General features: G+C 70.6%; 19 protein-coding genes. 5 read left to right on the top strand and 14 right to left on the bottom strand.

Annotated features, from left to right (window positions below; all coding sequences use genetic code 11):
- Positions 1-22 precede the first annotated feature (22 nt).
- Positions 23-1,420 (bottom strand): VOC family protein, encoded by a 1,398-nt coding sequence (locus AAW14_RS12765; RefSeq protein ID WP_265563275.1) that lies wholly within the window; start codon positions 1,418-1,420, stop codon positions 23-25.
- A 22-nt stretch (positions 1,421-1,442) separates the two neighbouring features.
- Complete coding sequence (locus tag AAW14_RS12770) at positions 1,443-2,615, bottom strand: NAD(P)/FAD-dependent oxidoreductase (protein ID WP_265563277.1); 1,173 nt, start codon at positions 2,613-2,615, stop codon at positions 1,443-1,445.
- 172 nt (positions 2,616-2,787) lie between these two features.
- Here AAW14_RS12770 and AAW14_RS12775 point away from each other — a divergent pair, with 172 nt between their 5' ends.
- Together AAW14_RS12775 and AAW14_RS12780 are read left to right on the top strand one after the other, a co-directional pair.
- Positions 2,788-3,708, top strand: coding sequence for a LysR family transcriptional regulator (locus AAW14_RS12775; protein WP_265563279.1), 921 nt, complete (start codon positions 2,788-2,790; stop codon positions 3,706-3,708).
- A 158-nt stretch (positions 3,709-3,866) separates the two neighbouring features.
- Entirely contained in the window at positions 3,867-5,510 is a 1,644-nt protein-coding gene (locus AAW14_RS12780; RefSeq protein WP_265563281.1) for an APC family permease, read from the top strand.
- Positions 5,511-5,514: 4 nt separating this feature from the next.
- Here AAW14_RS12780 and AAW14_RS12785 read toward each other — a convergent pair whose 3' ends face one another.
- Complete coding sequence (locus tag AAW14_RS12785) at positions 5,515-6,480, bottom strand: LysR family transcriptional regulator (protein ID WP_265563284.1); 966 nt, start codon at positions 6,478-6,480, stop codon at positions 5,515-5,517.
- 165 nt (positions 6,481-6,645) lie between these two features.
- Between AAW14_RS12785 and AAW14_RS12790 the strand changes: the two genes are divergently transcribed.
- Positions 6,646-9,573: an FAD-binding and (Fe-S)-binding domain-containing protein gene (locus AAW14_RS12790; RefSeq protein ID WP_265563286.1), complete on the top strand. Its 2,928-nt coding sequence runs from the start codon at positions 6,646-6,648 to the stop codon at positions 9,571-9,573.
- Positions 9,574-9,654: 81 nt separating this feature from the next.
- On the top strand, positions 9,655-10,800 hold the full coding sequence (locus tag AAW14_RS12795; protein ID WP_265563287.1) for a Glu/Leu/Phe/Val family dehydrogenase: 1,146 nt from the start codon (positions 9,655-9,657) through the stop codon (positions 10,798-10,800).
- Positions 10,801-10,859: 59 nt separating this feature from the next.
- On the opposite strand, the gene AAW14_RS12800 is transcribed toward AAW14_RS12795, so the two are convergent.
- Positions 10,860-11,393, bottom strand: a complete 534-nt coding sequence (locus AAW14_RS12800) for an Imm7 family immunity protein (protein ID WP_265563500.1) — start codon at positions 11,391-11,393, stop codon at positions 10,860-10,862.
- Between the two features lie 1,129 nt (positions 11,394-12,522).
- Complete coding sequence (locus AAW14_RS12805) at positions 12,523-13,359, bottom strand: alpha/beta fold hydrolase (RefSeq protein ID WP_265563289.1); 837 nt, start codon at positions 13,357-13,359, stop codon at positions 12,523-12,525.
- Positions 13,360-13,534: 175 nt separating this feature from the next.
- On the opposite strand from AAW14_RS12805, the gene paaK reads away from it, so the two are divergent.
- Positions 13,535-14,830, top strand: a complete 1,296-nt coding sequence (gene paaK, locus AAW14_RS12810; protein WP_265563291.1) for a phenylacetate--CoA ligase PaaK — start codon at positions 13,535-13,537, stop codon at positions 14,828-14,830.
- Between the two features lie 6 nt (positions 14,831-14,836).
- Here the strand turns inward: paaK and AAW14_RS12815 are convergent, their stop codons facing one another.
- The 9 genes from AAW14_RS12815 to AAW14_RS12855 form a co-directional block, all read right to left on the bottom strand.
- A complete protein-coding gene (locus AAW14_RS12815; protein WP_265563293.1) occupies positions 14,837-16,336 on the bottom strand; it encodes an acyl-CoA synthetase in 1,500 nt (499 codons plus the stop codon).
- A 119-nt stretch (positions 16,337-16,455) separates the two neighbouring features.
- On the bottom strand, positions 16,456-18,006 hold the full coding sequence (locus AAW14_RS12820; protein ID WP_265563295.1) for an acyl-CoA synthetase: 1,551 nt from the start codon (positions 18,004-18,006) through the stop codon (positions 16,456-16,458).
- The gene (locus tag AAW14_RS12825) at positions 18,003-19,127 is read right to left on the bottom strand and encodes a nitronate monooxygenase (protein WP_265563297.1); all 1,125 of its coding nucleotides are present in this window, start codon (positions 19,125-19,127) and stop codon (positions 18,003-18,005) included. Before AAW14_RS12825 ends, AAW14_RS12820 begins: the two co-directional genes overlap by 4 nt.
- Positions 19,128-19,264: 137 nt before the next feature.
- Positions 19,265-20,836, bottom strand: a complete 1,572-nt coding sequence (locus tag AAW14_RS12830) for a phytoene desaturase family protein (protein ID WP_265563300.1) — start codon at positions 20,834-20,836, stop codon at positions 19,265-19,267.
- A 58-nt stretch (positions 20,837-20,894) separates the two neighbouring features.
- Complete coding sequence (locus tag AAW14_RS12835) at positions 20,895-23,120, bottom strand: serine/threonine-protein kinase (protein ID WP_265563302.1); 2,226 nt, start codon at positions 23,118-23,120, stop codon at positions 20,895-20,897.
- Between the two features lie 59 nt (positions 23,121-23,179).
- Positions 23,180-23,977, bottom strand: a complete 798-nt coding sequence (locus AAW14_RS12840; protein ID WP_265563502.1) for an oxygenase MpaB family protein — start codon at positions 23,975-23,977, stop codon at positions 23,180-23,182.
- A 688-nt stretch (positions 23,978-24,665) separates the two neighbouring features.
- Positions 24,666-25,049, bottom strand: coding sequence for a DUF6415 family natural product biosynthesis protein (locus AAW14_RS12845; protein ID WP_265563503.1), 384 nt, complete (start codon positions 25,047-25,049; stop codon positions 24,666-24,668).
- Between the two features lie 5 nt (positions 25,050-25,054).
- A complete protein-coding gene (locus AAW14_RS12850) occupies positions 25,055-25,282 on the bottom strand; it encodes a hypothetical protein (RefSeq protein WP_265563304.1) in 228 nt (75 codons plus the stop codon).
- Positions 25,283-25,367: 85 nt separating this feature from the next.
- The gene (locus tag AAW14_RS12855; protein ID WP_265563306.1) at positions 25,368-25,565 is read right to left on the bottom strand and encodes a hypothetical protein; all 198 of its coding nucleotides are present in this window, start codon (positions 25,563-25,565) and stop codon (positions 25,368-25,370) included.
- Between the last annotated feature and the right edge of the window lie 94 nt (positions 25,566-25,659).

The following is a 25,659-nucleotide window of genomic DNA, read 5'->3' on the forward strand; positions in this document are numbered from 1 at the left end:
TGGTCCTTGTGGGTGTGAGGGGTCAGCCGAGGGCGCCGGTGAGGTCCAACTCGTGGGCGACGTGTGCGAGGGAGCGGTTCTGCTGCCGCTCGTAGAGGGCGAAGGGGTCGAGGACCTCGCGTCCGAGGGCACCGGAGAGCCAGACGGCGTCGTAGGCGGTGCCCTGCTGGTCGTTGTCGCGGGTGCCCTCGCCGCTGAGGTTGGACTGGAAGATGCCGGCGGCGGAGCGGGGCAGGAAGTCCTCGTAGACGATCGGCTCGGCGTGTACCCAGCCGTGCTCCACCAGTTCGCCGATGCTGGTGGGCGGCTTGCTGCCGTCGCGGGGGCGTTCGTCGGCGAGCCGGTAGGTGAAATAGGCCAGCCCCTCGGCGGCGAGTTCCTGCTCGCTGCCGGGCATGTGCCGCTCCCACACGGCGCGCGCGATGTCGCCTCGAGCCGCGGTGGAATTCCGCGAGGCCTGCTCGTCGATGTGGCTGAGGAGTTCGTCGTAGAGGGCGCGGCCCTCACGGGTGAGGGCGATGCCGCGGGCCTCGACCTCACCGAAGCGCACGCGCAGGGCGCCGCTTTCGACGCTGCCGTCCGCGAGGCGCATCGCGCGCGGCTCGGCCAGGGCGCGGAAGGAGGTCTGCCGCAGCAGGAGGTCGGGGCCCTTCCAGGCCGGCGGGCCCTGGATGGTGTCGATCATCTCGATGCCACGGTCCGTCATACGGCGGTACAGCTCGTCGATGTCCAGGACGCGTGGCGTGAGGTGGTTGATGTGCGTGCTGCGGACGCCGCCGATGTCGGCGGCGACGGCGGAGATCCGCTCCAGGGTCTCGTACCACGCCTTGTCGACCGGCTCGCTGGACAGCTCGAAGGCCGCGACTGCGAGTTGCAGGAAACGCTCGGCCTCGTCCTCCGGCAGTTCCCTGTCGGCTTCGGCCCGGTCGGCCAGCGCCAGCAGCTCCGGGGGAAAGAGTTCACGGCCGGCGAGGAAGGCTTCCAGGCGCGAGCGCAGGTCGGCGTCGAAGAAACGGGGGTCGGCGGGGGTGAGCATGGAGGTGAACACCCGGAAGGGGTTGCGGGCCAGTTCCTCGCCGTCGATGGGCCGGAAGGCGGTGGAGACGACGGGGACGGCGCTGGCCGCGGCCTCCCGCAGGTCGTAGAAGCCGACCGGGTGCATGCCGAGGGCGGCGAAGACGCGGGCGACCTCGTGCAGTTCCCGCGGTGTGCCGACGCGGATCGCCCCGTGCCGCTCGGCGGTCACGCGGCCGATGGAGCCGAGGCGTTCGGCGTCGGCTCCCTGCGCGCGCAGGACGTCCTCATTGACCTCGCGCGACACGTCCACCAGCGTCGTGTAGGCGGGAACCTCCTGGCCGTACATCTCCGACAGCCGCACCGCGAACGCGGCCCGCAGCTGCCACTGGCTGATCGTTGACATGGTTCGGCCTCTCGGTCGGGGTTCACACCACGTGAGCCTCGGGGCGGGTCTCGGCGCCGTGGCGGAATCGGTCGGCGCTGAGCGGGGTGATGTCGGTGAACGGCTCGCGCTCCAGGTACAGGTCGCGCAGGACCTCGCCGACCGCCGGCGCCTGCAGGAAGCCGTGACCGGAGAACCCGGTGGCGTACAGGAAGCCCGGCAGCTCGCCGGAGCGGCCGATGAGCGCGTTGTGGTCCGGCGTGACCTCGTACAGGCCCGCCCAGCCGCCGACGGTCTTCATGTCGGCCAGGGCCGGGGCGCGGTGGCGGGCGACGGTGCGGAACAGTTCCAGCCATTCCGGGGTCCAGGTGGTGTCGAACCCGTCCTTCTGGTCCGGGTCGGCCAGCCCGAACAGCAGACCGTCGTCGCTGTTGTGGAAGTAGGCGGCCGACGAGAAGTCGATGGTGAACGGGATGCGCGGGGCGGGCGGCGTGAGCGGCGCGGTGAATGCCAACTGCCGTCTGACGGGCCGGACCGGGAGGTCGATGCCGACCATTTCTCCGATCTGTGCCGACCAGACCCCGGCGGTGCAGATGACGGTGGAGCACGCAATGCGGCCCTGGTTGGTGCGCACGCCGGTGATGCGGTCCCCGGCCGTGTCGATGCCGGAGACCGCGGTGTGGGTGGCGATCGTGACGCCGGCCCGGGCCGCGGCCTGTACGTATCCCTGGATGACCAGTCCGGGGCGGGCGTGCCCGTCGGCCGGGGAGTACACGGCGGCCACGAGGCCGTCGGTGCTGACATAGGGGCACAGGCGCTGGGCGTCGTCGGGGCTGATCATGCGGCTCGGCACGTTCAGGCTGTTCTGGAGCCTGACGCCGGCCTCGAAGTCGCTCGCCTGCTGTTCGCTGTTGAGCAGGAACAGGTAGCCCACGGTGTCGAGCTTGATGTCGGCTCCGGGCCGGTGGGGGAACTCCTGGTAGGCACGCAGGCTGCGGTGGCCCAGCTCGATGTTGAGCGGGTCGGAGAACTGGGCGCGCACGCCGCCGATCGGCTTGCCCGAGCTGCCGCAGCCGAGCTCGCCGCGCTCGACGACGACGATGTTCTTCACCCCGGCCTCGGCGAGATGGAACGCGGTGCTCGCACCCATCACACCGCCGCCGATGATCACAACATCGGCGGAGGCCGGAACGGTGCGGAAGGCGGAGGAGGACAACGGGCCACTCCCTTCCGGGGGCCACCCAGTCGGACGAAGAGGGTCCGTTTCCGGGGGCGGCGGGGCTGTCAGTGCAGAGCGATGCCGATCAGCTATCTGTGCGTCATCGTGCAGCAACCCCACCGTTGACGTCTATCAACGGTTAATGCTTCATATCTTTTAGGATTCCTATATGGACTGGACGAGTGCGCAGCTGCGTTCGCTGGTGGAACTGCCGAGGCGCGGCACCATCACCGCGGTTGCGGAAGCCCTGGGGTACACCCCCGGCGGCGTCTCACAGCAGATCACCGCGCTGGAGAAGGCCACCGGCATGCAACTGCTGCGGCGAGTGGGGCGCCGGGTGGAACTCACCGACGCCGGGGCGACACTGGCCCTGCACGCCGAGCGCATCCTCACGACGGAGGCAGAGGCCGTCGAAGCGCTGGAGCGCACCCGCAACGAGATCTCCGGAACGCTGCGGATCGGGCTCTTCGCCACGGCCGCCGCCGAGCTCCTGCCGCCGGCTCTGCGACAGGTACGCGAGATGCATCCGGGCGTGACCGTGCGCAGCCGGGACATGGACGTGGACGAGGTGTACGACGCGGTCGCCGGCGGAAGCGTGGACCTGGCCTTGGGCCTGGACTACCCGGACGTACCCATCCCGCGAGATCCGTCCCTGCGGGTGATGGAGCTGTCCAGGGAGCGCTTCTCTCTCGCGGTTCCCACCGGAGCCATGCCCGGCCGGCCGAAGGTCTCGCTCGCCGACGCCAGGGAACTGGGATGGATCCTGCCGTCGGTCGGCAGCTACTACGGCCGCGCCGTGCTCACGGCCTGCCGGCGAGCCGGTTTCGAACCGCAGGTGCTGCACGAGGTGACGGACACGGCCGCCACCCTGGCTCTGGTCGAGGCCGGCGTCGGGGTCAGCGTGGTGACCGATCTGATGCTCCGGCTGCGTCCGTCCAGCCTCGAAGTCCTGGAACTGCACGAGACGATGGAGCGGCACATCGTGGTGGTGTTCCGCTCCTTCGCCGAGCACCGGCCGACGGTGGCCGCCCTTGTCGATGTCCTGCGCACCTCCGCGGGCAGGCACTCGCCGACCCCGACCCAGGCGTAAGCAGCGAGCCGGCAGCACACTCCTGACCGCCCGAGCAGAGCAAGATTCCCTTGGCCTCAGAGATGAAAGTTGTCGCGCTGCTGAGTCTTCCGGGTGTGGCACCCCCTGGGCAATGGTTTCAGGCCAGCCACCACCCCGACTCCACGGCGGGAGCCCGAATGACGGCCACATCCACATCTGCTGACGGCGGCTTGAGCGCCGGATCGCGACACCTCCGGCGAAACGTCGGTTTCTGGGGTCTGATGTTCGTCTCACTCGGATCGATCATCGGCTCCGGATGGCTGCTCGGGGCGCTGACCGCCGCCACGGTGGCGGGACCCGCATCGCTGCTGTCATGGATCCTGGCAGCCGCGATGCTGCTCGTCCTCGCGCTGGTGCACGCCGAACTCGGCGGCGCGTACCCGATGGCGGGCGGCACCGCCCGCTTCCCGTTCTTCTCCTTCGGCCCGCTGGCCGGATTCGCCTCCGGATGGTTCGGCTGGGTGCAGGCGGTGACCATCGCCCCGATCGAGGTCGAGGCGACGCTGTCCTACGTCTCGCACCTCGGCTGGGTGAAGGACAACATCGACATCCTGCACACGGACGGCACGCTCACCGGCACGGGCATCGTGATCGCCAGCGTCTTCATGCTGCTGTTCACGCTGATAAACGCGGTGGGCGTGAAACTGCTCTCCGACTCCAATGCGGTCATGGTGGTCTGGAAGGCGCTCGTCCCGCTGCTGACCGTTGTCGTGCTGCTGACCGTGTCGTTCCACTCCGGAAACTTCACCGCAGGCGGTTTCGCCCCCTTCGGGGCGCACGGAGTGTTCGCGGCGCTGCCCGCCGGTGTCGTCTTCGCGACGATGGGCTTCGAGCAGGCCATCCAGATGGCCGGTGAGGCGCGCAACCCTCAGCGGGACCTCTCCCGTGCGGTGGTCGTCGCCATGATCGTCGGCGTGGTCATCTACCTGCTTCTGGAGGTCGCCTTCGTCGGAGCCCTCGACCCGCACAACCTGGTGCACGGCTGGGCCAACCCGATCGGGAAGGGCAACTTCGGCCCGTACGTGACCCTCGCGTCCTCTGCGGGGATCGTCTGGCTGGCCGTCGTCCTCTACATCGACGCCGTGGTCTCCCCGGCCGGTACCGGCCTGCTCTACCTGGCGACCTCGTCCCGCCTGTCGTACGCGATGGGCAGTGAGCGGACGCTGCCGCGGTTGCTGTCCCGGGTGAGCCTGCGCGGTGTGCCGCTCCCCTCGATCATCGTGTCCTTCGTGGTCGGCGAGATCGTCTTCCTGCCGTTCCCGAGCTGGCAGTCGCTGGTCGGCCTGATCACCTCGGCCACCGTGCTGATGTACGCCTTCGGCCCGGTGTCACTGCACGCGCTGCGGCTTCAGGACCCGGACCGTGCGCGTCCGTACCGGCTGCCGGCCTGGAAGGTGCTCTCGCCGGTTGCCTTCGTCTGCGCCAACCTGATCATCTACTGGTCCGGTTTCGAGGCGGCATGGAAGCTCGGTGCCAGCCTGCTGATCGGTCTCGCACTCTTCTTCGGCACCCGGTTCCTCGGCGTCCCGGCGCATGAGCGCCCCGACCTCCACTGGAAGGCTTCGGCGTGGATGTGGCCATGGCTCGGTGGGCTGGTCCTGGTCGGCTACCTCGGCCGGTACGGCGGCGACGAGACCATTCCGGAGTGGTGGGACCTGGCCGTGGTGACCCTGTTCAGCCTGGCCGTGTACTACGGAGCCGTGCGCGCCCAGATGCCGCGTGAGTACGTGAACAAGGTCCTCGCCGCGGACGAGGAGGTCGTCCTGACGTCCAACGGGTAGGCCCTCACCGCAGCGGCCGTCGGTGTATCCGGCCCCGGGCCGAGATCTGCTCCGCCTGTCCGTCCCGGGTCGGGTGCACGTACGGCTCTCCTGCCGGTACCGCGCTGCGCAGGGAGCGGATCATCGTGCCGAGCAGCGGGTTGCTGTTCTCGCTTCGGTGCAGGGCCATCACCCGGCGGAACGCGGACCGGTGCGTGAGCCGGGTGGCCTCCACCGACGGGCTGGGCGCGTGCCCGAGCCCCGGCACGATCGCCACGCCGAGTCCGGCGGACACCAACTCCCACACGACGGCGTAGTTGTTGCTGCGGAAGGCCACCTCGGCCTCGAACCCGGCAGCCGCGCAGAGCCGGGTGAGTGAGAGGGCACCGGCCGTCCCCTCCCGGCTGGCGATCCAGCGGACTCGTGACAGCCCGGCCAGGCGTGGGCTCAGACCGCTGTCACGGGCTCTGAGCAGCACAAGGTCCTCGCGCACGAGCTGATGGCGGACCAGACCGTCCGGCCACTGCAGAGGACTGAGCCCGTACTCGTACACCAGCGCCACGTCCAGATCACCGTCGTTCAGCGCGGCGACGAGCTCGTCCGGCTCGCCCTCTTCCAGCTGGATCTGCGCCCGCGGATGGGTCGCGGTCAGCGCCGACAGCGCCGGTGGCACGAGCCGCACGCTTGCGGTGGGGAAGCTGCCCAGCCTCAGCCGACCGGTGGCGCCGGTGGCGAGCTGGTGCACCTGGTGGCCGAGGTCGTCGATGGCGGCCAGCACCGGGATGCTGAGGTCGACCAGCCGTTGGGCGGCCGCGGTCGCCCGGATGCCGTGCGCCTCCCGCTCGAACAGCACCAGCCCGGTCTCCTTCTCCAGCGCCGAGATCTGCTGCGAGATGGCGGAGGCGGTGTAGCCGAGGTCGCGGGCCGCGATGACGAACGAGCCGGTGCGCACGACGGCCCGCAACGTGAGCAGCTGCTGCGGCTTGAGCAATGTCTTCCTCCTGCCGGCCTCCAGAACGGATATTCGAGCATAAGCAGTGCTTTCCCTGGAGGGAGAATTCCTTCGTGCTGCTGGCTCTTGTGGGCCGCCGCACGGGTGCGGATCGTAGCCGTGACGAGGTCGTATGTGACCGATGAGGAACAAGGAGCAACCGCAGTGACGGCGACAGTGCAGGACCCGGAACGTCTCGACGCGGCAGCCGTGACCGAGGCGCTCGCGCAGGGCGACTGCGGTGAGGTGGACGGCGATGCCGGACGCCGGGCCCAGTACTCGGCCGACGCCTCCAACTACCGTCAGATCCCGTTGGCCGTGGTCTTCCCCCGCGAGCGCCGGCACGTGCTCAACACGATCACCGTGTGCCGCCGCCTGGGTGTCCCGATCACCTCGCGCGGCGCGGGCACCAGCACCTCTGGCCAGGCCGTCGGCTCCGGCGTGGTCATGGACTTCTCCCGCTACTTCAACCGCCTCCTCGCGCTGGACCCCGACGCGGGCACGGCGACGGTGCAGCCCGGCATCGTCCTGGACGACCTGCAACGGGCCGCCGGCGAACACGGCCTGGTCTTCGGCGCGGACCCCTCGACCCACAGCCGCTGCACGCTCGGCGGCATGATCGGCAACAACGCGTGCGGCTCGCACTCCGTCGCCTGGGGGCGAACCGCGGAGAACGTGCTGGAACTCGAAGTGGTCACCTACCGCGGGACCGTGCTGCGGCTCAGCGAAATGACCCAGGCGGAGATCGACGCAGCCGTCGCCGCCGGCGATGACCGCGCCCAGCTCATCGCGGCTCTGCACCGTCTGGCCGAGCACAATCTGGCCACCCTGCGCACCGAGTTGGGCCGGTTTCCCCGGCAGATCTCCGGCTACGCGCTCGAACACCTGCTGCCGGAGCGACGCTTCAACCTCGCCCGGGCGCTGGTCGGCAGCGAGGGCACACTCGCCGTCATCCTCTCGGCCACCGTCCGCCTGGTGGCTCCGCCGCCCGCCCGGGCCCTGGTCGTGCTCGGCTACCGGGACGCCTGCGCCGCCGCCGACGCCGTCCCGGCCCTGCTCAAGCACCGGCTCCTGGCGCTGGAAGGACTCGACCAGGCCCTGACCGACATCGTCACCCGGCCGGAGACCCGTCGGACGATCGACACCCTGCCTCGCGCGCAGGCGTGGTTGTTCGCCGAACTCGGCGGGCAGCAGGACGAACTCCCCCGGCTGGCCGAGGAACTCACCGCGGCGGCCGGCCGGACCGACGGGTTCACCGGCCATGAGATCGTCACCGATCCCGTACGGGACCGTCAGCTGTGGCGCATCAGGGAAGACGGAGCCGGCCTCGCCACCCGCCTGCCTGGGGGTACCTCGCAGCCCCCCAGGGCCGGGGGAGGCTCCGAGGCCTGGCCCGGCTGGGAGGACGCGGCCGTACCGCCCGACCAACTCGGCTCCTACCTACGCCGGTTCACCGAACTGCTCGGCCGTCATCAGCTGCAGGGAGCCGTCTACGGGCACTTCGGCGAGGGCTGCCTGCACGTACGCATCGACTTCGACTTCACCACCGAAGCCGGCACCGCCGTCTTCCGGGCCTTCGTCACCGAAGCCGCCGAACTCGTCGCCGCACACGGCGGCTCCCTCTCGGGAGAGCACGGCGACGGCCAGGCGCGCTCCGAACTGCTGCCGCTGATGTACGGCCCCGAAGTCATCGCCCTGTTCGAGCAGTTCAAGGGCGTCTGGGATCCCGACAACGGCCTGAATCCCGGAATGATCGTCGACCCGCTGCCCGTTGACGGCAACCTGCGGGTCAGCCCGCACCGCACCCCCCTGCCGCTGACCACCGTCTTCCCCTTCCACGCCGACGACGGCGACTTCGCCAAGGCCACCCGCCGGTGTGTCGGCGTCGGCAAGTGCCGCACGGCCGCCCCGCGCGGCGACGTCATGTGCCCCAGCTACCGCGTCACCCTCGACGAGAAGGACTCCACCCGCGGCCGCGCCCGCCTGCTGTACGAAATGACCCAGGGCGAGGTCATCACCGACGGCTGGCGGTCCACCGAAGTGCGCGACGCACTCGATCTGTGCCTGTCGTGCAAGGGATGCAGCGCCGACTGCCCGGTCGGCGTGGACGTGGCGACGTACAAGTCGGAATTCCTGCACCACCATTACAAGGGACGTCTTCGTCCGGCATCGCACTACACCATGGGCTGGCTGCCCCTGCTGTCCCGGCTCGCCGCCCGCATGCCCAGGCTGGTCAACGCCCTCACGGGATCCCGCCTCGCACCGGCGATCAAGCGGCTGAGCGGCATCGCCGCCGAGCGCGACGTTCCGCGCTTCGCCGACCGGACCTTCCTGGCCTGGTTCCGCGCCCGCACTCCCGAGGGCGACGGGCGGCGCGGCCCGGTCATGCTGTGGGTGGACTCCTTCAACAACCACTTCACGCCCGACGTCCTCAAGGCGGGTGTGGCAGTCCTGGAGCACGCCGGATACCGGGTCCAGGTGCCGGACGGCACCCAGTGCTGCGGGCTCACCTGGATCACCACCGGACAGCTGGGCGTCGCCCGACGTATCGCCCGCCGCACCGCCACCGCGCTCGCCCCGGCCACCAGCGCCGGCGTTCCGGTCGTGGGCCTGGAGCCGAGCTGCACGGCAGCGCTGAGATCCGATCTGCCCGAGCTCCTGGACGGTGACGCCGGCGCCCGTGCGCTCGCCCGGTCCACCCTCACCCTCGCCGAACTCCTCCTCCACCACACCCCGGGCTGGCAGCCTCCGCACCTCGACGCCCGCTCCATCAGCCAGACCCACTGCCACCAGCACGCCACCAGCGGTTTCACCGCCGACAGCGAACTCCTGGAAGCCATGGGCGTCGACAACAGCGTTCTGGACTCCGGCTGCTGCGGCCTGGCGGGAAACTTCGGCTTCGAACGCGGCCACTACGAGGTGTCCGTCGCGGCCGGCGAACAGGTCCTCCTGCCCGCGGTCCGGGCTGCCGCACCGGACACCGTCGTCCTGGCGGACGGCTTCAGCTGCCGCACCCAGATCACGCAGCAGACCGACCGCGGCGGGACGCACCTCGCCGAGCTCATCGCCCGCGCCCTGCCCCCGCAGCCCTGACCCACCGGCCCGTTTCCTCAGCCGGTTTCATCAGCCCGTTTCATCAGCAGGCGATTCATCAGCAGACAAGGAACCCGCACCGTGACTGACGCACTGTCTCTCGTCGACGACTGGGGCCCCGAAAAGATCGTCGTCGTCTCCCACCGGCGCACCGGCATGAAGGGCGTCCTGGTCATCGACAACACCGCACGCGGCGTCGGCAAGGGCGGCACCCGGATGAGCCCCACCGTCTCCGTCGGCGAAGTCGCCCGCCTGGCCCGTGTCATGACGTGGAAGTGGGCCGGCGTGGACCTCTTCTACGGCGGCGCGAAGGCCGGCATCGTCGCGGACCCGGCCTCGCCCGACAAGGAGGCGATCCTGCGAGCCTTCGCCCGCGCCCTGTCCAACGAGGTGCCCCGTGAATACGTCATGGGCCTCGACATGGGCCTGACCGAGGACGACGCGGCGATCATCCAGGACGAGCTCGGCGACCGCGGCGCGGCCGTCGGCACCCCGGCCCACCTCGGCGGGGTCGCCTATGACAAGCTCGGCGTCACCGGATACGGAGTCGCAGAGGCCGCCGACGCCGCCGCCGGGCACCTCCAGCTGCCGCTCAGCGGTGCCAGGGTCGCCATCCAGGGGTTCGGAGCCGTCGGCCGCGCCGCCGCCACGCGGTTCGCCGAACTCGGCGCCACCGTCGTCGCCGTGTCCACCGCCAAGGGAAGCCTGCACGACCCCACCGGACTGGACGTGCCCGCCCTGCAGGCCGCCAAGGAGGAGCACGGCGACGACTTCGTCACCCGCCACCACCAGGGCGCCGTCATATCACCCGGCAAGGAACTCACCGTCGACTGCGACATTCTGGTCCCGGCGGCCCTGCAGGACGTCATCGACGACACGACCGCGCACCAGATCAAGGCCAAGCTGGTCGTGGAGGGCGCCAACCTGCCCACCTCACCCCGGGCACAGTCCATCCTCGCCGAACGCGACATCCCCGTGCTGCCCGACTTCGTCGCCAACGCCGGCGGTGTCGTCGCCGCCGCCTTCGCCATGGACGCCCGCTACTCCGGATTCCGCCCCGAAGCCTCAACCATCTTCGAGACGATCTCCAAGCGACTGCGCACCAACGCCGTCACCGTCCTCGAAGAAGCCCAGCGCCGCGCCACCACCCCGCACATCGCCGGCCGCGGCCTCGCCGAGGAACGCGTCCGCGCCGCCATGCTCAGCAAGGGCCGCGTCGGCTCCTGACCCGACGAACCCGACGCGACTCAGTGGCCACCATCGACAGTCGGCCTCCTCGAAGCAGATCAGGGAGGCCGACGGCGAAGGGAGGCAACACGCCGGGACTTGATCGATGAGTGGATTTCCCTGTGTTGTGGACCTTCAGCCTCGCCGGTCGCCGGTCGCCGATCGATGCGGTCGATGGCCGCCCGAAGCTCGACCAGCCCCTCCTCCAGGGTTCCCGCGTCCGCCTCTTCGGGGGACTCAGCGATGCCGAACCAGCCGTGGAAAAAGCACCGTCGCTTCCCAAGCCGACGACGCCCGCCGGTCTCTACGCGGGCCTCGACCGGCCAACCCAGCTGATCGCGCAACCTGCCCGGATCGCCGCCGCGCCACTCGGGCCAGGGCTTGGACCAGGTCTGACCCTCCTCGGGAGGAACGTTGACCGGAAGGCCCGCCGCAAGGAATGCGCGGTGGTCGTCCGCGAACTCGAAGCCGTACTCCCGCTCGATGCGCGCGAACTCGGCATCTGTCAGCCCCGGCTCGAACTCACAGAGCCCTGTCTGCGCCAGGAGCCGTGCGGCCTCAGCGCCCAGGCGTGCCCCCTCATTGCTGATCACCGACGCACGGTAGCGCCGACCAGCGCCCGCCGTCACCCGAGTTGTGCACGGGCTCCGTCCCAGTTTCCGTCTCATCCGGCACCGTCCACGGCCGTACGGGCGAGCCCGGCCCAAGTCGAAGCCGGGACCAGAAGCTGGGACGTAGACCGATCAGGTACGGGACAATAGCGGCCGTGAATGACACGGTCGCGGTTGCCTTGGTCACTTCTTTGTCAACGCTGACCGCTGCAGCGCTGGCGGGCTCGGTCTCGGCCTGGACAACCAGTAGGCAACTACGGCATCAGGCTCTACTGGCAGGGGAGGAACGCGCCGAGCAACGCGCGAACTCCTACAGGGAGATGCGGCGCGAGTCGTACGAGCGATTCCTGTCTCGGGCTGATGCTGCCTACCGAGTGCTGGATAGCGGCTGGACGGCAAGGCCGTTCACCGAGCCACCGCATTGGGAAGCGGGATTCGCTGCACGCAGGGCACTGGACGAGGCTTACATCCGGGTTCGTCTGGTGGGACCGGAGAACGTCGCAGAGCTGGGAGCCGCAGTAGTGCGGGGCATAGGTGACGAATTTCGACTGCATGCACGTGTCGTGGGCTCTCATCCCGATGCGACGGACTGCGCCGCTGAGCTCGATCCGTCTACCCGAACGCAAGTGCTCCAGGCTCGGTTTGCCACGAACGGCGAGTTCGTCGCCGCGGCGCGCCGGGCACTCGGTGCTGAGCTCGCGCAGATACCCGACGCGGTCAACGCTGGGCGGAGCCCATCGACACGGTGAATCGAGCCTTTCGAAGAGGGCGCGCGCGGCCGTGGACGACGCACTGATCCGGCACAACCTTTGCCGGATCAAGGGCGCGGATCGGCGAGGTCGGCGACTGCGGTCGCGATGAGCCGATCGGCCGACTCGGGTGGCAGGGAGGGGTTGGTGGCCAACCCCTGCAGGACGGGGTTCACGGGGAATCATCGTGCCGGAAGCGTGGTCGGGCGGCTCGAGATTTCAGCGCTGATACGGTCCCGTCAGCATCCGGTGAAGCCCTCACCGAACCCCGCGGCGCCGGTCTTACGGACGCCTTCGGCGTTCCCGCGGATGCCGCCGTCCGAGCGGCACGCGGCCCGTCCGGCCGGGCCCCGCCCTCCGCGTCATCGCGCGAAGAAGCCGCCCACGCGCGCGGCGAACCCGTCGGGGTCGTCCAGCCACGGGTAGTGACCGGCGCCCGGCTGGACCACGAACTCGGCGTGCGGCACGCATTCCGTGACGCGCCGGGCGAGGCCGGGGCGCGGACCGCCGTCGAGTTCGCCCGCGTACACGAGGACGGGCGCGTTCAGTCCGGCGAGCGCGGCCCGGGTCGCGGGCGCGTCGTAGGCGCCGTCGGAGCCGAAGACGTCGGTCGCCGTGTCGTTGAACTCCTCGTCGGCTGCCGCGTCATGGGCCTGCGCCGCCGCGTCCCAGCGCCCGTAGAAGAAGGGGGTGAAGACGGGGTCGAAGTCCCCTTTCCCCACGAGCCACTCCTCGAACACCGGGAAGGCCGCCTCGAACCAGGGTTCGCCCTTCCGCAGCAGGGCCGCTTCGAGCCGGTCCTCGGCGGTGGCGGGCATCCCCAGCGCCCATGGCGTGACGGTGATCAGGGCGAGCCGCGCGACACGCTCCGGGTACCGGGCCGCGTACAGCATGGCGAGGCTGCCGCCCGCCGAGTGCGCGAGCACATCCATGCGCTCGAGGCCGAGATGCGCGCGCAGCGCCTCCACGTCGTCGACGAGCCGGTCGCACCGGTACGTGGCGGGGTCCGTGGGGGACGCGGAGTCACCCGTGCCGCGCAGATCGAGCAGCACCAGCTGCCGCCGTTCGCCGAGTCCGCCCAGATCGCCGAGATAGGCGGAGGCCCGCATGGGCCCACCCGGCAGCACCACGAGCGGCTCCCCCTTTCCCCTCAGGTGGTAGGCGAGTCGGGTCCCGTCGTAGGCATCGAAGCTCGGCATGGCCCCGATCCTCACGTCACGGAGTGGCTTGTCGCAACGGGATTGAGTGCGGCCCGGCCGGAAAGTGGCACCGAACCCCTTGCTTCGGGCCGGGCGGCCTGGATTACTGATCTCCAGCAGATCTACCGAATGATCGGTCGCCCGAATTGGTGCGATGGGTGAGGGAGACGTTCCCATGGCGGATGCACACGACCTGCTCGACGCGGGGGAACGGCTCGGCACGGATGAACTGCGGGCCCTGCAGCTGGAACGGCTGCGGACCTCACTGCGGCACGCCTACACGCACATCCCCTTCTACCGCGACTCCTTCGACAAGGCCGGCGTCCGCCCGGACGACTGCCGGACGCTGGACGACCTCGCCCGGTTCCCGTTCACCGTGAAGGCGCACCTGCGGGAGAACTACCCGTACGGGATGTTCGCGGTGCCCCGGGAGCGGATCCGGCGGATCCACGCCTCCAGCGGTACCACCGGGCGGCCCACCGTGGTCGGGTACACCGACAACGACCTGTCCATGTGGTCGGACATGGTGGCCCGGTCGATCCGCGCGGCGGGCGGGCGGCCCGGTGACACGGTGCACGTGGCGTACGGCTACGGCCTCTTCACCGGCGGCCTCGGTGCCCACTACGGCGCCGAGCGCCTCGGCTGTACGGTGATCCCCGCCTCCGGCGGTATGACGGCGCGCCAGGTGCAGCTGATCCAGGACCTGAGGCCGGGCATCATCATGGTGACCCCCTCCTACATGCTGACCCTCCTCGACGAGTTCGAGCGCCAGGGCGTCGATCCGCGCACCACCTCCCTGCGCGTGGGGATCTTCGGCGCCGAGCCGTGGACGGAGGAGATGAGGCGCGAGATCGAGGAGCGCTTCGCGATCGACGCGGTCGACCTCTACGGTCTGTCGGAGGTCGTCGGCCCGGGCGTGGCGATGGAGTGCGCCGAGGCCAAGGACGGCCTCCATGTGTGGGAGGACCATTTCTACCCCGAGGTGGTCGACCCGATCACCGGCGAGGTGCTGCCCGACGGCGAGGAGGGCGAACTGGTCTTCACCTCCCTCACCAAGGAGGCCATGCCCGTCATCCGCTACCGGACCCGGGACCTGACCCGTCTGCTGCCCGGCACTGCCCGCGTCTTCCGCCGGATCGAGAAGATCACCGGCCGCAGCGACGACATGGTCATCCTGCGCGGTGTCAATCTCTTCCCCACCCAGATCGAGGAGATCGTGCTGCGGACACCGGGCGTGGCACCGCACTTCCAGCTCCGGCTCACCCGTGAGGGCCGGCTCGACGCGCTGACGGTGCGGGCCGAGGCCCAAACGGGCGCCACACCCGAGCAGCGTGAGGCGGCGGCGCTCGCCATCGCCGCGGCCGTGAAGGACGGGGTCGGCGTCTCGGTCGCGGTCGAGATCGTGAAGCCGGAGTCGCTCGAGCGGTCGGTGGGCAAGATCAGGCGGATCGTGGACCTGCGGCCGCGCTGACCCGCCTCAGGCCCCGGCGAACCGGTCCCGCAGCTCCCGCTTGAGGATCTTCCCGCTCGCGTTGCGCGGCAGCTCGTCCACGAACAGCACCCGCTTGGGCGCCTTGAAGGGGGCGAGCTTCTCGCGTGCGTGGGCGAGGAGTTCGGCCTCGGTCACTCCGCCGCGGGGTACGACGACCGCGGTGACCGCCTCGATCCACCGCTCGTCGGGCAGCCCGATGACCGCCACCTCGGCGACGCCCTCGTGCGTGTACAGGGCGTCCTCGACCTGCCGCGAAGCGACGAGCACGCCACCGGAGTTGATGACGTCCTTGACCCGGTCGACGATCGTGAAGAACCCGTCGGCGTCCCGCACGGCGAGGTCGCCGGAGTGGAACCAGCCGTCGCGGAAGGCCTCGGCACTCTCCTCCGGCTTGTCCCAGTAGCCCTCGCACAACTGCGGCGACCGGTAGGCGATCTCACCCTGCTCCCCGTCGGGCACGTCCTTGCCCGACTCGTCGACGAGCTTGGCCTCCACGAACAGCACCGGGCGTCCGCACGAGTCCATGCGTCCCTTGTGTTCGTACGGCCCGAGGACCATGGACAGGGGGCCGATCTCACTCTGTCCGAAGCAGTTGTAGAAGGCGAGCTTCGGCAGCCGCTCCTTGAGCCGTTCCAGGACCGGCACGGGCATGATCGAGGCTCCGTAGTACGCCTTGCGCAGCCCGCTCAGGTCGCGCGTGGCGAAGTCGGGGCGGCCCGCGAGGCCGATCCACACCGTGGGCGGCGCGAACAGGCTGTCCGCGCGGCCGGTTTCGATCAGGTCGAAGAGCCGGTCCCCGTCCGGGGCATCCAGAATGACGTTCTGCGCGCCGACGGCGAGGTAGGGCAGCAGGAACACGTGCATCTGCGCGGAGTGGTAGAGCGGCAACGAGTGCACGGGCCGGTCGCCCGCGCTGAGGTCGAGGGCGGTGATCGCACTCAGGTACTCGTGCACCAGGGCACGGTGCGTCATCATCGCGCCCTTGGGGAGGGCTGTCGTGCCGGAGGTGTAGAGCAGTTGCACGAGGTCCTCGCCCAAAGGCTCCTCACCGTCGTAGGGCTCCGTCGTGGCGAGCCGCGCGAGCAGGGAGTCGCCCGCGTCGCGCAGCGGCATGACCCGCACACCCCGGGCGAGGTTCCCCGCGAGGTCCGGATCGGTCAGGACGAGCCCGCAGCCCGCCTGGCCGACGATGTACGACAGCTCCTCGCCGGTCAGGTTCTGGTTCACCGGCACATGCACCAGACCCGCGCGGGCGCAGGCCAGGAAGGCGATCAGATAGGCGTCCGAGTTGTGGCCGTAGGCTCCGACCCGGTCGCCGGGGACGAGTCCGGCCTCGCGCAGCACACGGGCCCCGCGCGAGACGGCGTCGTCGAGTTCCGCGTACGTCCACGACCGGTCGCCGTAGTGGATCGCGACGCGTTCCGGGGTGCGCCGGGCGCTGCGTCGCAGCGTGCCGTCGACCGTGACGCTTCGTCCCGCCGTCATGACCAGCCCTTCGTCCGCCTTCCCCTGGCGTGATCCTCGTTGCGTTCCGCAAGGGCGGTCAAGTCCGGGCCGCCTTCGGAGCGAAAACGGCTCCCGGCCCGTTGCGTGCGCTGCCCGGCTCACACCGGGCGGGTACGGCCCTCCCAGTACGGGTCGCGCAGCCGCCGTTTGTACAGCTTGCCGTTCGGGTCACGCGGCATCGTCCCGATGAAGTCGACGCTCCTGGGCCGCTTGTAGCCGGCCAGTTGCCGGGTGCAGTGGTCGAGGATGTCGGCGGCGAGTGCCGGGCCGGGCTCATGGCCGGGAGCGGGTTCGACGACCGCCTTCACCTCCTCGCCCCAGTCCTCGTGCGGGATGCCGAAGGCGGCCGCGTCGGCAACGGCGGGGTGGCTGAGCAGGGCGGCCTCGATCTCCGCGGGGTAGATGTTGACCCCGCCGGAGATGATCAGGTCGATCTTACGGTCGCGCAGGAAGAGAAAGCCGTCCTCGTCGAGACATCCCAGGTCGCCGACGGTGAAGAAGTCGCCGATGCGGTTCTTGCGTGTCTTGGCCTCGTCCTTGTGGTACGCGAATCCGCCCGTGCTCATCTTCATGTATACGGTGCCCAGTTCACCGGGAGGCAGCCGGTTGCCGTCGTCGTCGAAGACGGCGAGTTCGCTGATGGGCCACGCCCTGCCGACCGTGCCGGGCTTCTTCAGCCAGTCCTCGGCGGTGGCGAAGGCACCGCCGCCCTCACTGGCCGCGTAGTACTCCTCCACGCAGTCGCCCCACCACTCGATCATCGCCCGCTTCACGTGGTCGGGGCAGGGGGCGGCGCCGTGAATGGCGTGCCGCATGGAGGAGACGTCGTAACGCGTCCGCACCTCCTCGGGGAGCGCGAGGAGCCGATGGAACTGGGTCGGCACCATGTGCGTGTGGGTGCACTCGTGGGCGTCGATGAGCCGGAGCATCTCCTCGGGCGCCCACTTGTCCATCAGGACCAGCCGGTGCCCGATGTGCAGGGACGCGCCCGCGAACTGGAGCACCGCCGTGTGGTAGAGCGGTGAGCAGACGAGGTGGACGTTGTCGTCGTACGGTTCGATTCCGAAGATGCCGAGGAAGCCGCCCAGGTACGCCTCCTCGGGCGGTTTGCCGGGCAGCGGGCGGCGGATGCCGCGCGGGCGGCCCGTGGTGCCCGAGGTGTAGTTCATGACCCAGCCGAGGGTGCGCTCGTCGGGCGTCGACTCGGGCTGTCCGGCGAGGAGTTCGGCGTACGGACGGAAGCCCTCGACCGCTCCGACGGCGTACCGTGCCGCAGCGGGCATCCCCGCCTCGTCGGCGGCGCCGCGTGCCGCGTCCGCGAACCGCTCGTGCGCGATGAGCACCTTGGCACCGGAGTCGGCCACGATCCAGGCGATCTCGGGTCCGACGAGGTGGTGGTTGACGGGTACGAGATACAGGCCGGCCTGGCTGGCGGCCAGGTAGGCGGTGAGGAACTCGACTCCGTTGGGCAGCAAGACCGCGAAGGAGTCCCCGCGTTGAAGACCTGCGGCGCGCAGTCCGTGCACCAGCTGGTTGGCCGTGCCGAGCAGCCCTCCGGCGGTCCACTCCTGCCCGTCCGGGGCGACGAGGACCGTGCGCTCGGGGTCCCCCGCTGCCTGGGCCCAGAATCCGTTGGCGCTCCGGCTCACTGCTGGCTCCTTCCGGCGATCCGGTTGATGCGGTCGACGGCCCTCTCGAAGCCCCGGGTGAGGTCGTCGACGACGGCCTGCACGCTGCGCTCGCTGTTCATACGGCCGACGATCTGGCCGACGGGTGTGCCGAGCAGCGGCCCCACCTCGTACTTCTGGATGCGGGTGACCGCCTCGGCGACGAGCAGGCCCTGCAGGGGCATGGGGAGGGCGCCCGGGCCGTTCGGGTCGTCCCAGACGTCGGTCCACTCGGTACGCAGCTGCCGGGCCGGTTTGCCGGTCAGCGCCCGGGAGCGGACCGTGTCCCCCGATCCGGCGGCGAGCAGCTTGCGGACGAGTGCGGGCGACGGAAGTTCGGCCTCCGTGGTGGTCAGCCAGAGCGAGCCGAGCCAGACGCCCTGGGCGCCGAGCGCGAGCGCGGCGGCCACCTGCTGTCCGCCGCCGATACCGCCGGCGGCCAGTACGGGCAACGGGTCGACGGCGTCGACGACTTCGGGGGTCAGCACCATGGAGGAGATCTCCCCGGTGTGGCCGCCGGCCTCGTACCCCTGGGCGACGACGATGTCGATGCCCGCCTCCTTGTGCTTGCGCGCGTGCCGGGCGCTGCCTGCCAACGCGGCCACCAGGACGCCCTGGTCGTGGGCGCGTCGGACGACGTCGGGGGGCGGGGGGCCGAGCGCGTTGGCGAGCAGTTTGATCGGGTGGTCGAAGGCGACGTCGAGCTGGGTGCGGGCGACCTGCTCCATCCAGCCGGTGATCCGCCATCCGGACTCCTCGCCCTCGGCGAGTTCGGGCACCCCGTACTTGGCGAGGGTGTCCTTGACGAACTGCCGGTGCCCTTCCGGGATCATCGCTTCGACGTCGGCCTCCGTCACGGTGTGATTCGTCGGGGCCTCCGCCTTCCTCGCGGGCATGACGACATCCAGGCCGTAGGGGGTGCCGTCGGCGTGCGCCTCGAGCCAGTCGAGGTCGCGCCGGAGGTCGTCGGGGGCGGTGTAGCGGACCGCGCCGAGCACACCGAATCCGCCGGCCCGGCTGATGGCCGCGGCCACGGCGGGAAACGGCGTGAAGCCGAAGAGGGCGTGCTCGACTCCCAGTTGCTTGCTCAGCTCCGTCTGCATGGGCGCAGGATGCCGCAGCGGCCGGGAGGAAGGAAGACTGTTTCTGATACATCGTCAGATCACTTCACCTGTCCGCGACCGTCCGGGGGAGACGCCCGAGCAGGTACCCCGGAGGCAACCGGGGACGGAGAGGTTGGTCAGCGGCCGGCAGACTCCCCAAGGTCCTCGAGCACCGCCATCGCCGCGTTGTGCCCCGGTACCCCGCTCACGCCGCCGCCGCGTACCGCGCCCGCCCCGCACAGCAGGACGTTCGCGTGCCGTGTCTCCACGCCCCAGCGGCCGGTGCCTTCCTGTTCGTACGGCCAGGCCAGCTCGCGGTGGAAGATGTTGCCGCCGGGCAGCCGCAGATCGCGCTCCAGGTCGAGCGGGGTCTTCGCCTCGATGCAGGGACGCCCGTCCGCGTCCGTGGCCAGGCAGTCCTCGACGGGCTCGGCGAGGTGGGTGTTCAGCTGCGCCAACGTCGACTCCAGCGCCTCCTCCCTGACGCCGTCGTTGTCGTGCTCGAACAGCCGCGCGGGAGTGTGCAGACCGAAGAGGGTGAGGGTCTGATAGCCCTTCTCGACGAGGTCGGGACCGAGGATGGTCGGGTCGGTGAGGGAGTGGCAGTAGATCTCCGAGGGCGGCGCGGCCGGCAGCGAGCCCCCGGCCGCCTGGGCGTGGGCGGCGGCCAGCTGTGCGTACCCCTCGGCGATGTGGAAGGTCCCCGAGAAGGCCTCACGCGGGTCGACGGCGGTGTCGCGCAGCGCGGGCAGCCGGGTCAGCAGCATGTTCACCTTGAGCTGGGCGCCCTCGGCCGGGCCGGGCGGGGTGTCGCCGGTGAGCCTGGCCAGCTCCTGGGGGGAGGCGTTCACCAGGACGTGCCGGGCGGAGACGGTCGCCTCGCCGTCCTCACCCCGGTGGGTCACTTCGGCAGTGCGCCCGTCGGTCTCGATCCGTACCACCTCGCGTCCCGTGGCGATCACCGCTCCGGCGGCACGCGCGGCGCCCGCCAGCGCGTCGGTGAGCGCGCCCATGCCGCCGACCGGGACGTCCCAGGCGCCCGTGCCGCCGCCGATGACGTGGTAGAGGAAGCAACGATTCTGCCGCAGCGAGGCGTCATGGGCGTCGGCGAAGGTGCCGATGAGCGCGTCCGTGAGGACGACACCGCGGACCAGGTCGTCGGCGAAGTACTCCTCGACGGCGGCACCGATCGGCTCCTCGAACAGCACCCGCCACGCCACCTCGTCGTCGACGCGACGGCGCAGTTCGTCACGGGTGGGCAGGGGCCCGGTGAGCGTGGGGAACACCCGCTGGGCGAGGCGCCCGGTCATTGCGTAGAAGCGCTGCCAGGCCTCGTACTCCCGGTCGGACCCGGTGAGCCGCGCGAACGCCTCCCGGGTGCGCCGCTCGCCGCCGCCGACGAGGAGCCCGGTGGGGCGTCCGTCACGCTCGACGGGGGTGTACGAGGACACGGTGCGCGCCCGCACCCGGAAGTCCAGCCCCAGATCGCGCACGATCTTCCGGGGCAGCAGGCTGACCAGGTAGGAGTACCGCGACAGCCGCGCGTCGACCCCGGCGAACGGGCGGGTGGACACCGCCGCCCCTCCGGTGTGGTCCAGTCGCTCCAGGACCAGCACGGACCGGCCGGCCCTGGCCAGATAGGCGGCGGCCACGAGACCGTTGTGGCCGCCGCCGACGATCACGGCGTCGTATCCCTCGTGTGCAGGCATGCCTCTTCGTAGCACGCGGTGATCCGGATCGGCCAGAGCCGGGCCGGTCGACCGCGGCTCATGATCCACCCGCCGCCCTCTCCCGGTGGGACACCGCCACCGACCGGTACAGCTCCACCGCTTCCTGGGCACGGCCCAGCTGCTCCAGGCAGTGGGCCTCGTCGTTGCGGCTGGCGAGCGTGTCGGGGTGACCTGCGCCGAGCACCCGCTCCCGGGCGGCCGCCACACGGCGGTAGTCCACGAGGGCGTCCGCCCAGCGGCCGAGCCAGCCGAGGCCGACGGCGACCTCGCGACGGCTCACCAGGGTGTCGGGGTGATCGGGCCCCAGCACGTGTTCACGCAGGGCGCACACCTCACGGGACTCCGCGAGGGCTTCCTCCCAGCGGCCGAGGCGCCCCAGATTGACGCCGAGGCCGTGGCGGGCGCGGAGAGTCTCGGGATGCGCCGCGCCCTGGACACGGGTGCGGTCGTCGACCAGCTCGCGGTAGCACGCGAGGGCCTGCGCGGTGCGGCCGAGCCGCCCCAGGCTGATCCCGGCCTCGTGGCGGGCCGCCAGAGTGTCCGGGTGGTCGGGACCCAGCGCACGGGCCCGTGCCACGGCCACTTCCCGATATGCCTGCAGCGCCTCGGGCCAGCGCCCCAACTGACCGAGCGCATAGGCGACTTCGTACCGCGTGACCAGGGTGTCGGGGTGCGTGGCGCCGAGCACCCGGGCGCGCGCCCGGGCCACCTCCTGCGCCACCCGGTACGAGTCCTCCGGTCGCCCCAGCCGGCTGAGGCTGAAGGCGAGGTTGTGGTGGCAGCGCAGCGTGTCGGGATGGTCGGGGCCCATGGTGCGCTCCCGGGCGGCGAGCACCGCCGTGTACACCTGGTGTGCCTCGAAGTGGCGGCCCAGCTGACCGAGGACGTAGGCCGTTTCCTGGCGGGCGGCCAGGGTGTCGGGATGGTCCGGGCCGAGCACCCGTTCCCGGGCCCGGGCGACATGCGTGTACTCGCGCAGGGCGTCGGCGGTGCGGCCGGTGCGGCTGAGCGTGACGGCGACCTCGTACCGGCTGGCCAGCGTGTCGGGATGGTCGGGGCCGAGGAGGTACTCACGCTCGGCGGCGACCGCGCGGTGCACCCGGCGCGCCTCCGTCCAGCGGCCGAGCCGGCCCAGGCCGAGTCCCGTGTCGTGCCGGCCGGCCAGGTCGCCGGCCACCTCCGGTGGCGGAGCGGACCGTTCGGCGGGTGCGGGTTCGGGCTGGCGGCCCGTGGCTGGGCGGCCGGTCCACTCGGCGGTGGGGCAGGCCGCGTGGTCCGGCGGGGTGGTGCCCAGTCCGCCGGCCGCCCTGTGACCGGCGGTCATGGAGCGGGTCCAGGAGGGCAGCCGGGGTTCACGGGACGGCGGCCGGTGAACAGGCGTGGGCGGGACCAGCATGGGCTCGTACGCGCGCGGGGCGCGGCCCTCGGCGATCCGGCGGCCGAGTTCACGCGCGTCGTGCGGGCGGTCCTCGGGGCGCTTGGCCAGGAGGTCCAGGATGATGCGCTCCAAGTACCCGGGCAGATCGCCGCGGTGGCCGCGCGGCGGATCGGGCGGGGTGTCGCGGTGTCCGAGGAGGATCGCCCAGGCGTCGTCGCGGTCGAACGGCGGGACGCCGGTGGCGAGCTCGTAGAGCACGCACCCCAGCGAGTACAGATCGCTGCGCCGGTCGACGGGCTCGCCGCCTATCTGCTCCGGTGACATGTAGTGCGGGGTGCCCATCGCGATCCCGGTGCCGGTCAGCCGCGCCGTGAAGCCGATGCCGTGGCCGAGGCGGGCGATGCCGAAGTCGCAGATCTTCACCGTGCCGTCGCCGGCCCGCACGATGTTGGCGGGCTTCAGATCGCGGTGCACGATGCCCTGCCGATGGGTGTAGGCGAGTGCCGCGGCGACCTGCTCGGCGATGTCGACGACGTCGGGGACGGGCAGCGGGTGGTGCTCGTTGTCCTCCAGGAGCTGGCTGAGGTTGCGTCCCTCCAGCAACTCCATGACGAGGTACAGCAGTTCGTCGGACTCGCCGAAGTCGTGCACGACGGTGACCCCGGGGTGCTGGAGGGCGGCGGCCACGCGTGCCTCGCGCCGGAACCGCTCCCGCAGGACCCGCGCGAACAACTGGTCGTGGTTCGGGTCCAGCGGTTTGAGGCACTTCACGGCGACCCGTCTGCCCAGCGACTCGTCCCGCGCGCGCCACACCTCGCCCATGCCGCCGCGCCCGATCAGGTCGAGCAGCCGGTACCGGTCCTTGATCAGCCTGGTGTCCGCCATCGCCCGCGATCGCCCCCGTCCCGGCCCCGCCCCTCCCCTGGCTCGTCCAGTATGGCGAGTTATCTGCCGACTTTGTACGGTGCAGGGCGCGCTCCGGGGCCGAGCCTGTCCATGGCGCGGAGGATGTGTTTGGGCGGCAGTTGCCAGCGCAGACGTGCGGGAACGCAGCGCAGAATGATGCCGGTGGCACGCAGGCGCCGGGTCACCGCCGGGGGCCTCGGGGCCGGTCTGCCGAACAACTCGTGGGCGTACGGGGGCAGGGCGGCGTACGCCAGGTTCGCCACGCGCCGCCACAGCAGGGCGCGCGCCGGGAGAAGCAGCGGGTGGACCGGGGGGCGTTGCAGAAAGTCGTCCACCTCGCGCGCCTCGGGCCCGGCGGCGAGCTCCGGCCGCACCTTCTCGAAGTACGCTGCCAACTCGTCCTGATCACAGGGAACTCGGTCCGGCTCGAGCCCCACGAGAGCGGCGGCGACCCGGTTTTCGCGGATGTACCGGTCGGCCTGCGCGTCGGTGAGCGGGAAGCCCGAGCGGCGCAGCACTTGGAGATAGGAGTCGATCTCGGCGCAGTGCACCCACAGCAGCAGCCGGGGCTCGTCGACACCGTACCGCTCCCCCGTGTCCGGGTCCGTCACGCCGAGCATGCTGTGGATCTTCCGCACCCGGCTGCCTGCCCGCTCCGCGGCCTCGGTGGTCCCGTACGTCGTCGTCCCGACGAAGTTGGCGGTACGCATCAGCCGTCCCCAGGCGTCGCGCCGGAAGTCGGAGTTCTGCACGACGCCGCGCACGGTGGGCGGGTGGAGGGCCTGAAGGTAGAGCGCGCGAATCCCGGCGACCCACATCATGGGGTCGCCGTGCATCTGCCAGGTCACCGAGGAGGGCCCGAAGAACCCCGGATCCGCGTCCACCTGGTCAGTGTGACCTTGCCCGGTACGCCCATCAACCCTCCGCGACGGGGCGGGTGCTATGAGATCACGCCGCTGACGAGTGATTGCGCGATCGAGCCTCGCACTTTTACCCAGCCAGGTAAGGACATGAGATCTTAATTCGTACAACGTGTTCGCATGCCACTCGATCCCATGCCCGCCTGGGTCTCAACCCGCCGCCGGGACATCGGGGAGCGCATTCGCATCGCCCGCTCCGAAGCCCGCCTGAGCCGAGTCGAATTCGCCGAATACGGCGGACGCGATAACAAGACGATCCGCCGCTATGAGACCGCCAAGAGCGTTCCCACCCTCACGGAGAGGCGGTCTGGAACCCGTCCCGGCGGACGTCTTGCGGAACATCCGACGGGACGGGCTGGCCCGCCTCGCCAGGTCTTGCGGATCCCGGTGAGACGGGGGTCTTGGTGCAGCCCTGACCCGAAGCGGCCGCCATGGGCCCCTACCGCCGGCGTGGCGTAGATCAGTCGATGGCCTGCTGAGCCAGCACTCGTAGCCGCCTGGCGGACTCACATAATGAACCTGCACGACAAGCAGGCCGTAGCGTGCTCCAGGAACCGGCTTTCAAGGTTCTGGGTCGGTTCTGGCTCATCGACGTCGGGAGAGCTCACTGTCCGGCCCCCTGGTGACCGGCGCTGACGTTCTCGTAGTGGTCGCACAGGGCGTTCAGGACGCGGGCCAGACGGCGGCCGTAGGCGACGTCTCCGCCGGGTGCCGAGCTCGGCGTGGCTCTGAGCCTGTCGCGCGCCTCGCCCAGGCAGGCGAACGCGCAGAAGCGTGTGACGCTGTCCTTCGGGAGCCGCTTCGCGCGCTGCTCAACCTGCGGCATGAGCAGGTCCAGGTGCTCGCGGAGCAGGAGGGTGAGAGTGCCGAGTTCATCAGCGGCGGGTGGCAGTGCCTCGGGGACGGCGTCCGGCTCGAGCAGACGGTTCACCGTCTCGCGCATCGTCTCGATGTCCGGCGCCTCCGTCTGGCTGCCGGCCTCCACCATGCTGGTCACTGCATCACCGCCTGCCCGGCCCGGCAGCGAGGGCAGGTGCACGGCGGGAAGCCACTCTCCTTCGGTAGCTGCTTCTCGCCGTAGTCGATGCTCGTGACGGTGCCGCGGTCCTCGGTGATCGTGCCGTCGTCGACCACCCTGTAGACGCGAATGCTCATCTTCACCCTGGGCCGTGCCGGGGTCGTATTGACCCTGAGCCGTTCCGCGGCCGTAGTGTTCGTCATGTCGACGCTCCTTCACCGGTTTGAGCGTTGGCCGTGACCCCGGGGCCGTGACCGCGGTCGCCGGGGTCGGCTGATCCACGTGCGTTCACGCGGCGGTCGCCTGGCTACGGCATCCGCATGTGACGGTCTGCCACACGCAGGCGCTGCCGCGGACCGCCACATGCCCAGCCGCGCGCAGGGTCTTGCTGACGGCCCCGCAGTCGAAGCAGATCTCACCGTGCAGTCGGACGATGCTCACGCATCCGTCGATGACCGTCGGCGCGAGTGGGAGTGTGTCAGGCATCCCCGAATCCCATCTGCTGGTTCCTACGCATGTAACAGATGGTGGGGGCATGGAAGGGTCACAAGTACCCCGGCAAGGGGCAGTTGGGGCAGGG

The organism is Streptomyces hygroscopicus (genome assembly GCF_026168105.1).
Lineage (GTDB): Bacteria > Actinomycetota > Actinomycetes > Streptomycetales > Streptomycetaceae > Streptomyces > Streptomyces hygroscopicus_D.

What these genes read in the sequence shown, in the direction of transcription:
- AAW14_RS12815 (WP_265563293.1), bottom strand. Translation starts at nt 16,336, where the DNA reads ATGACGGCGGGACGAAGCGTCACGGTCGACGGCACGCTGCGACGCAGC.
- AAW14_RS12825 (WP_265563297.1), bottom strand. Translation starts at nt 19,127, where the DNA reads ATGCAGACGGAGCTGAGCAAGCAACTGGGAGTCGAGCACGCCCTCTTC.
- AAW14_RS12775 (WP_265563279.1), top strand. Translation starts at nt 2,788, where the DNA reads ATGGACTGGACGAGTGCGCAGCTGCGTTCGCTGGTGGAACTGCCGAGG.
- AAW14_RS12845 (WP_265563503.1), bottom strand. Translation starts at nt 25,049, where the DNA reads ATGGTGGAGGCCGGCAGCCAGACGGAGGCGCCGGACATCGAGACGATG.
- AAW14_RS12805 (WP_265563289.1), bottom strand. Translation starts at nt 13,359, where the DNA reads ATGCCGAGCTTCGATGCCTACGACGGGACCCGACTCGCCTACCACCTG.
- paaK (WP_265563291.1), top strand. Translation starts at nt 13,535, where the DNA reads ATGGCGGATGCACACGACCTGCTCGACGCGGGGGAACGGCTCGGCACG.
- AAW14_RS12765 (WP_265563275.1), bottom strand. Translation starts at nt 1,420, where the DNA reads ATGTCAACGATCAGCCAGTGGCAGCTGCGGGCCGCGTTCGCGGTGCGG.
- AAW14_RS12855 (WP_265563306.1), bottom strand. Translation starts at nt 25,565, where the DNA reads ATGCCTGACACACTCCCACTCGCGCCGACGGTCATCGACGGATGCGTG.
- AAW14_RS12850 (WP_265563304.1), bottom strand. Translation starts at nt 25,282, where the DNA reads ATGACGAACACTACGGCCGCGGAACGGCTCAGGGTCAATACGACCCCG.
- AAW14_RS12835 (WP_265563302.1), bottom strand. Translation starts at nt 23,120, where the DNA reads ATGGCGGACACCAGGCTGATCAAGGACCGGTACCGGCTGCTCGACCTG.
- AAW14_RS12780 (WP_265563281.1), top strand. Translation starts at nt 3,867, where the DNA reads ATGACGGCCACATCCACATCTGCTGACGGCGGCTTGAGCGCCGGATCG.
- AAW14_RS12830 (WP_265563300.1), bottom strand. Translation starts at nt 20,836, where the DNA reads ATGCCTGCACACGAGGGATACGACGCCGTGATCGTCGGCGGCGGCCAC.
- AAW14_RS12840 (WP_265563502.1), bottom strand. Translation starts at nt 23,977, where the DNA reads ATGCACGGCGACCCCATGATGTGGGTCGCCGGGATTCGCGCGCTCTAC.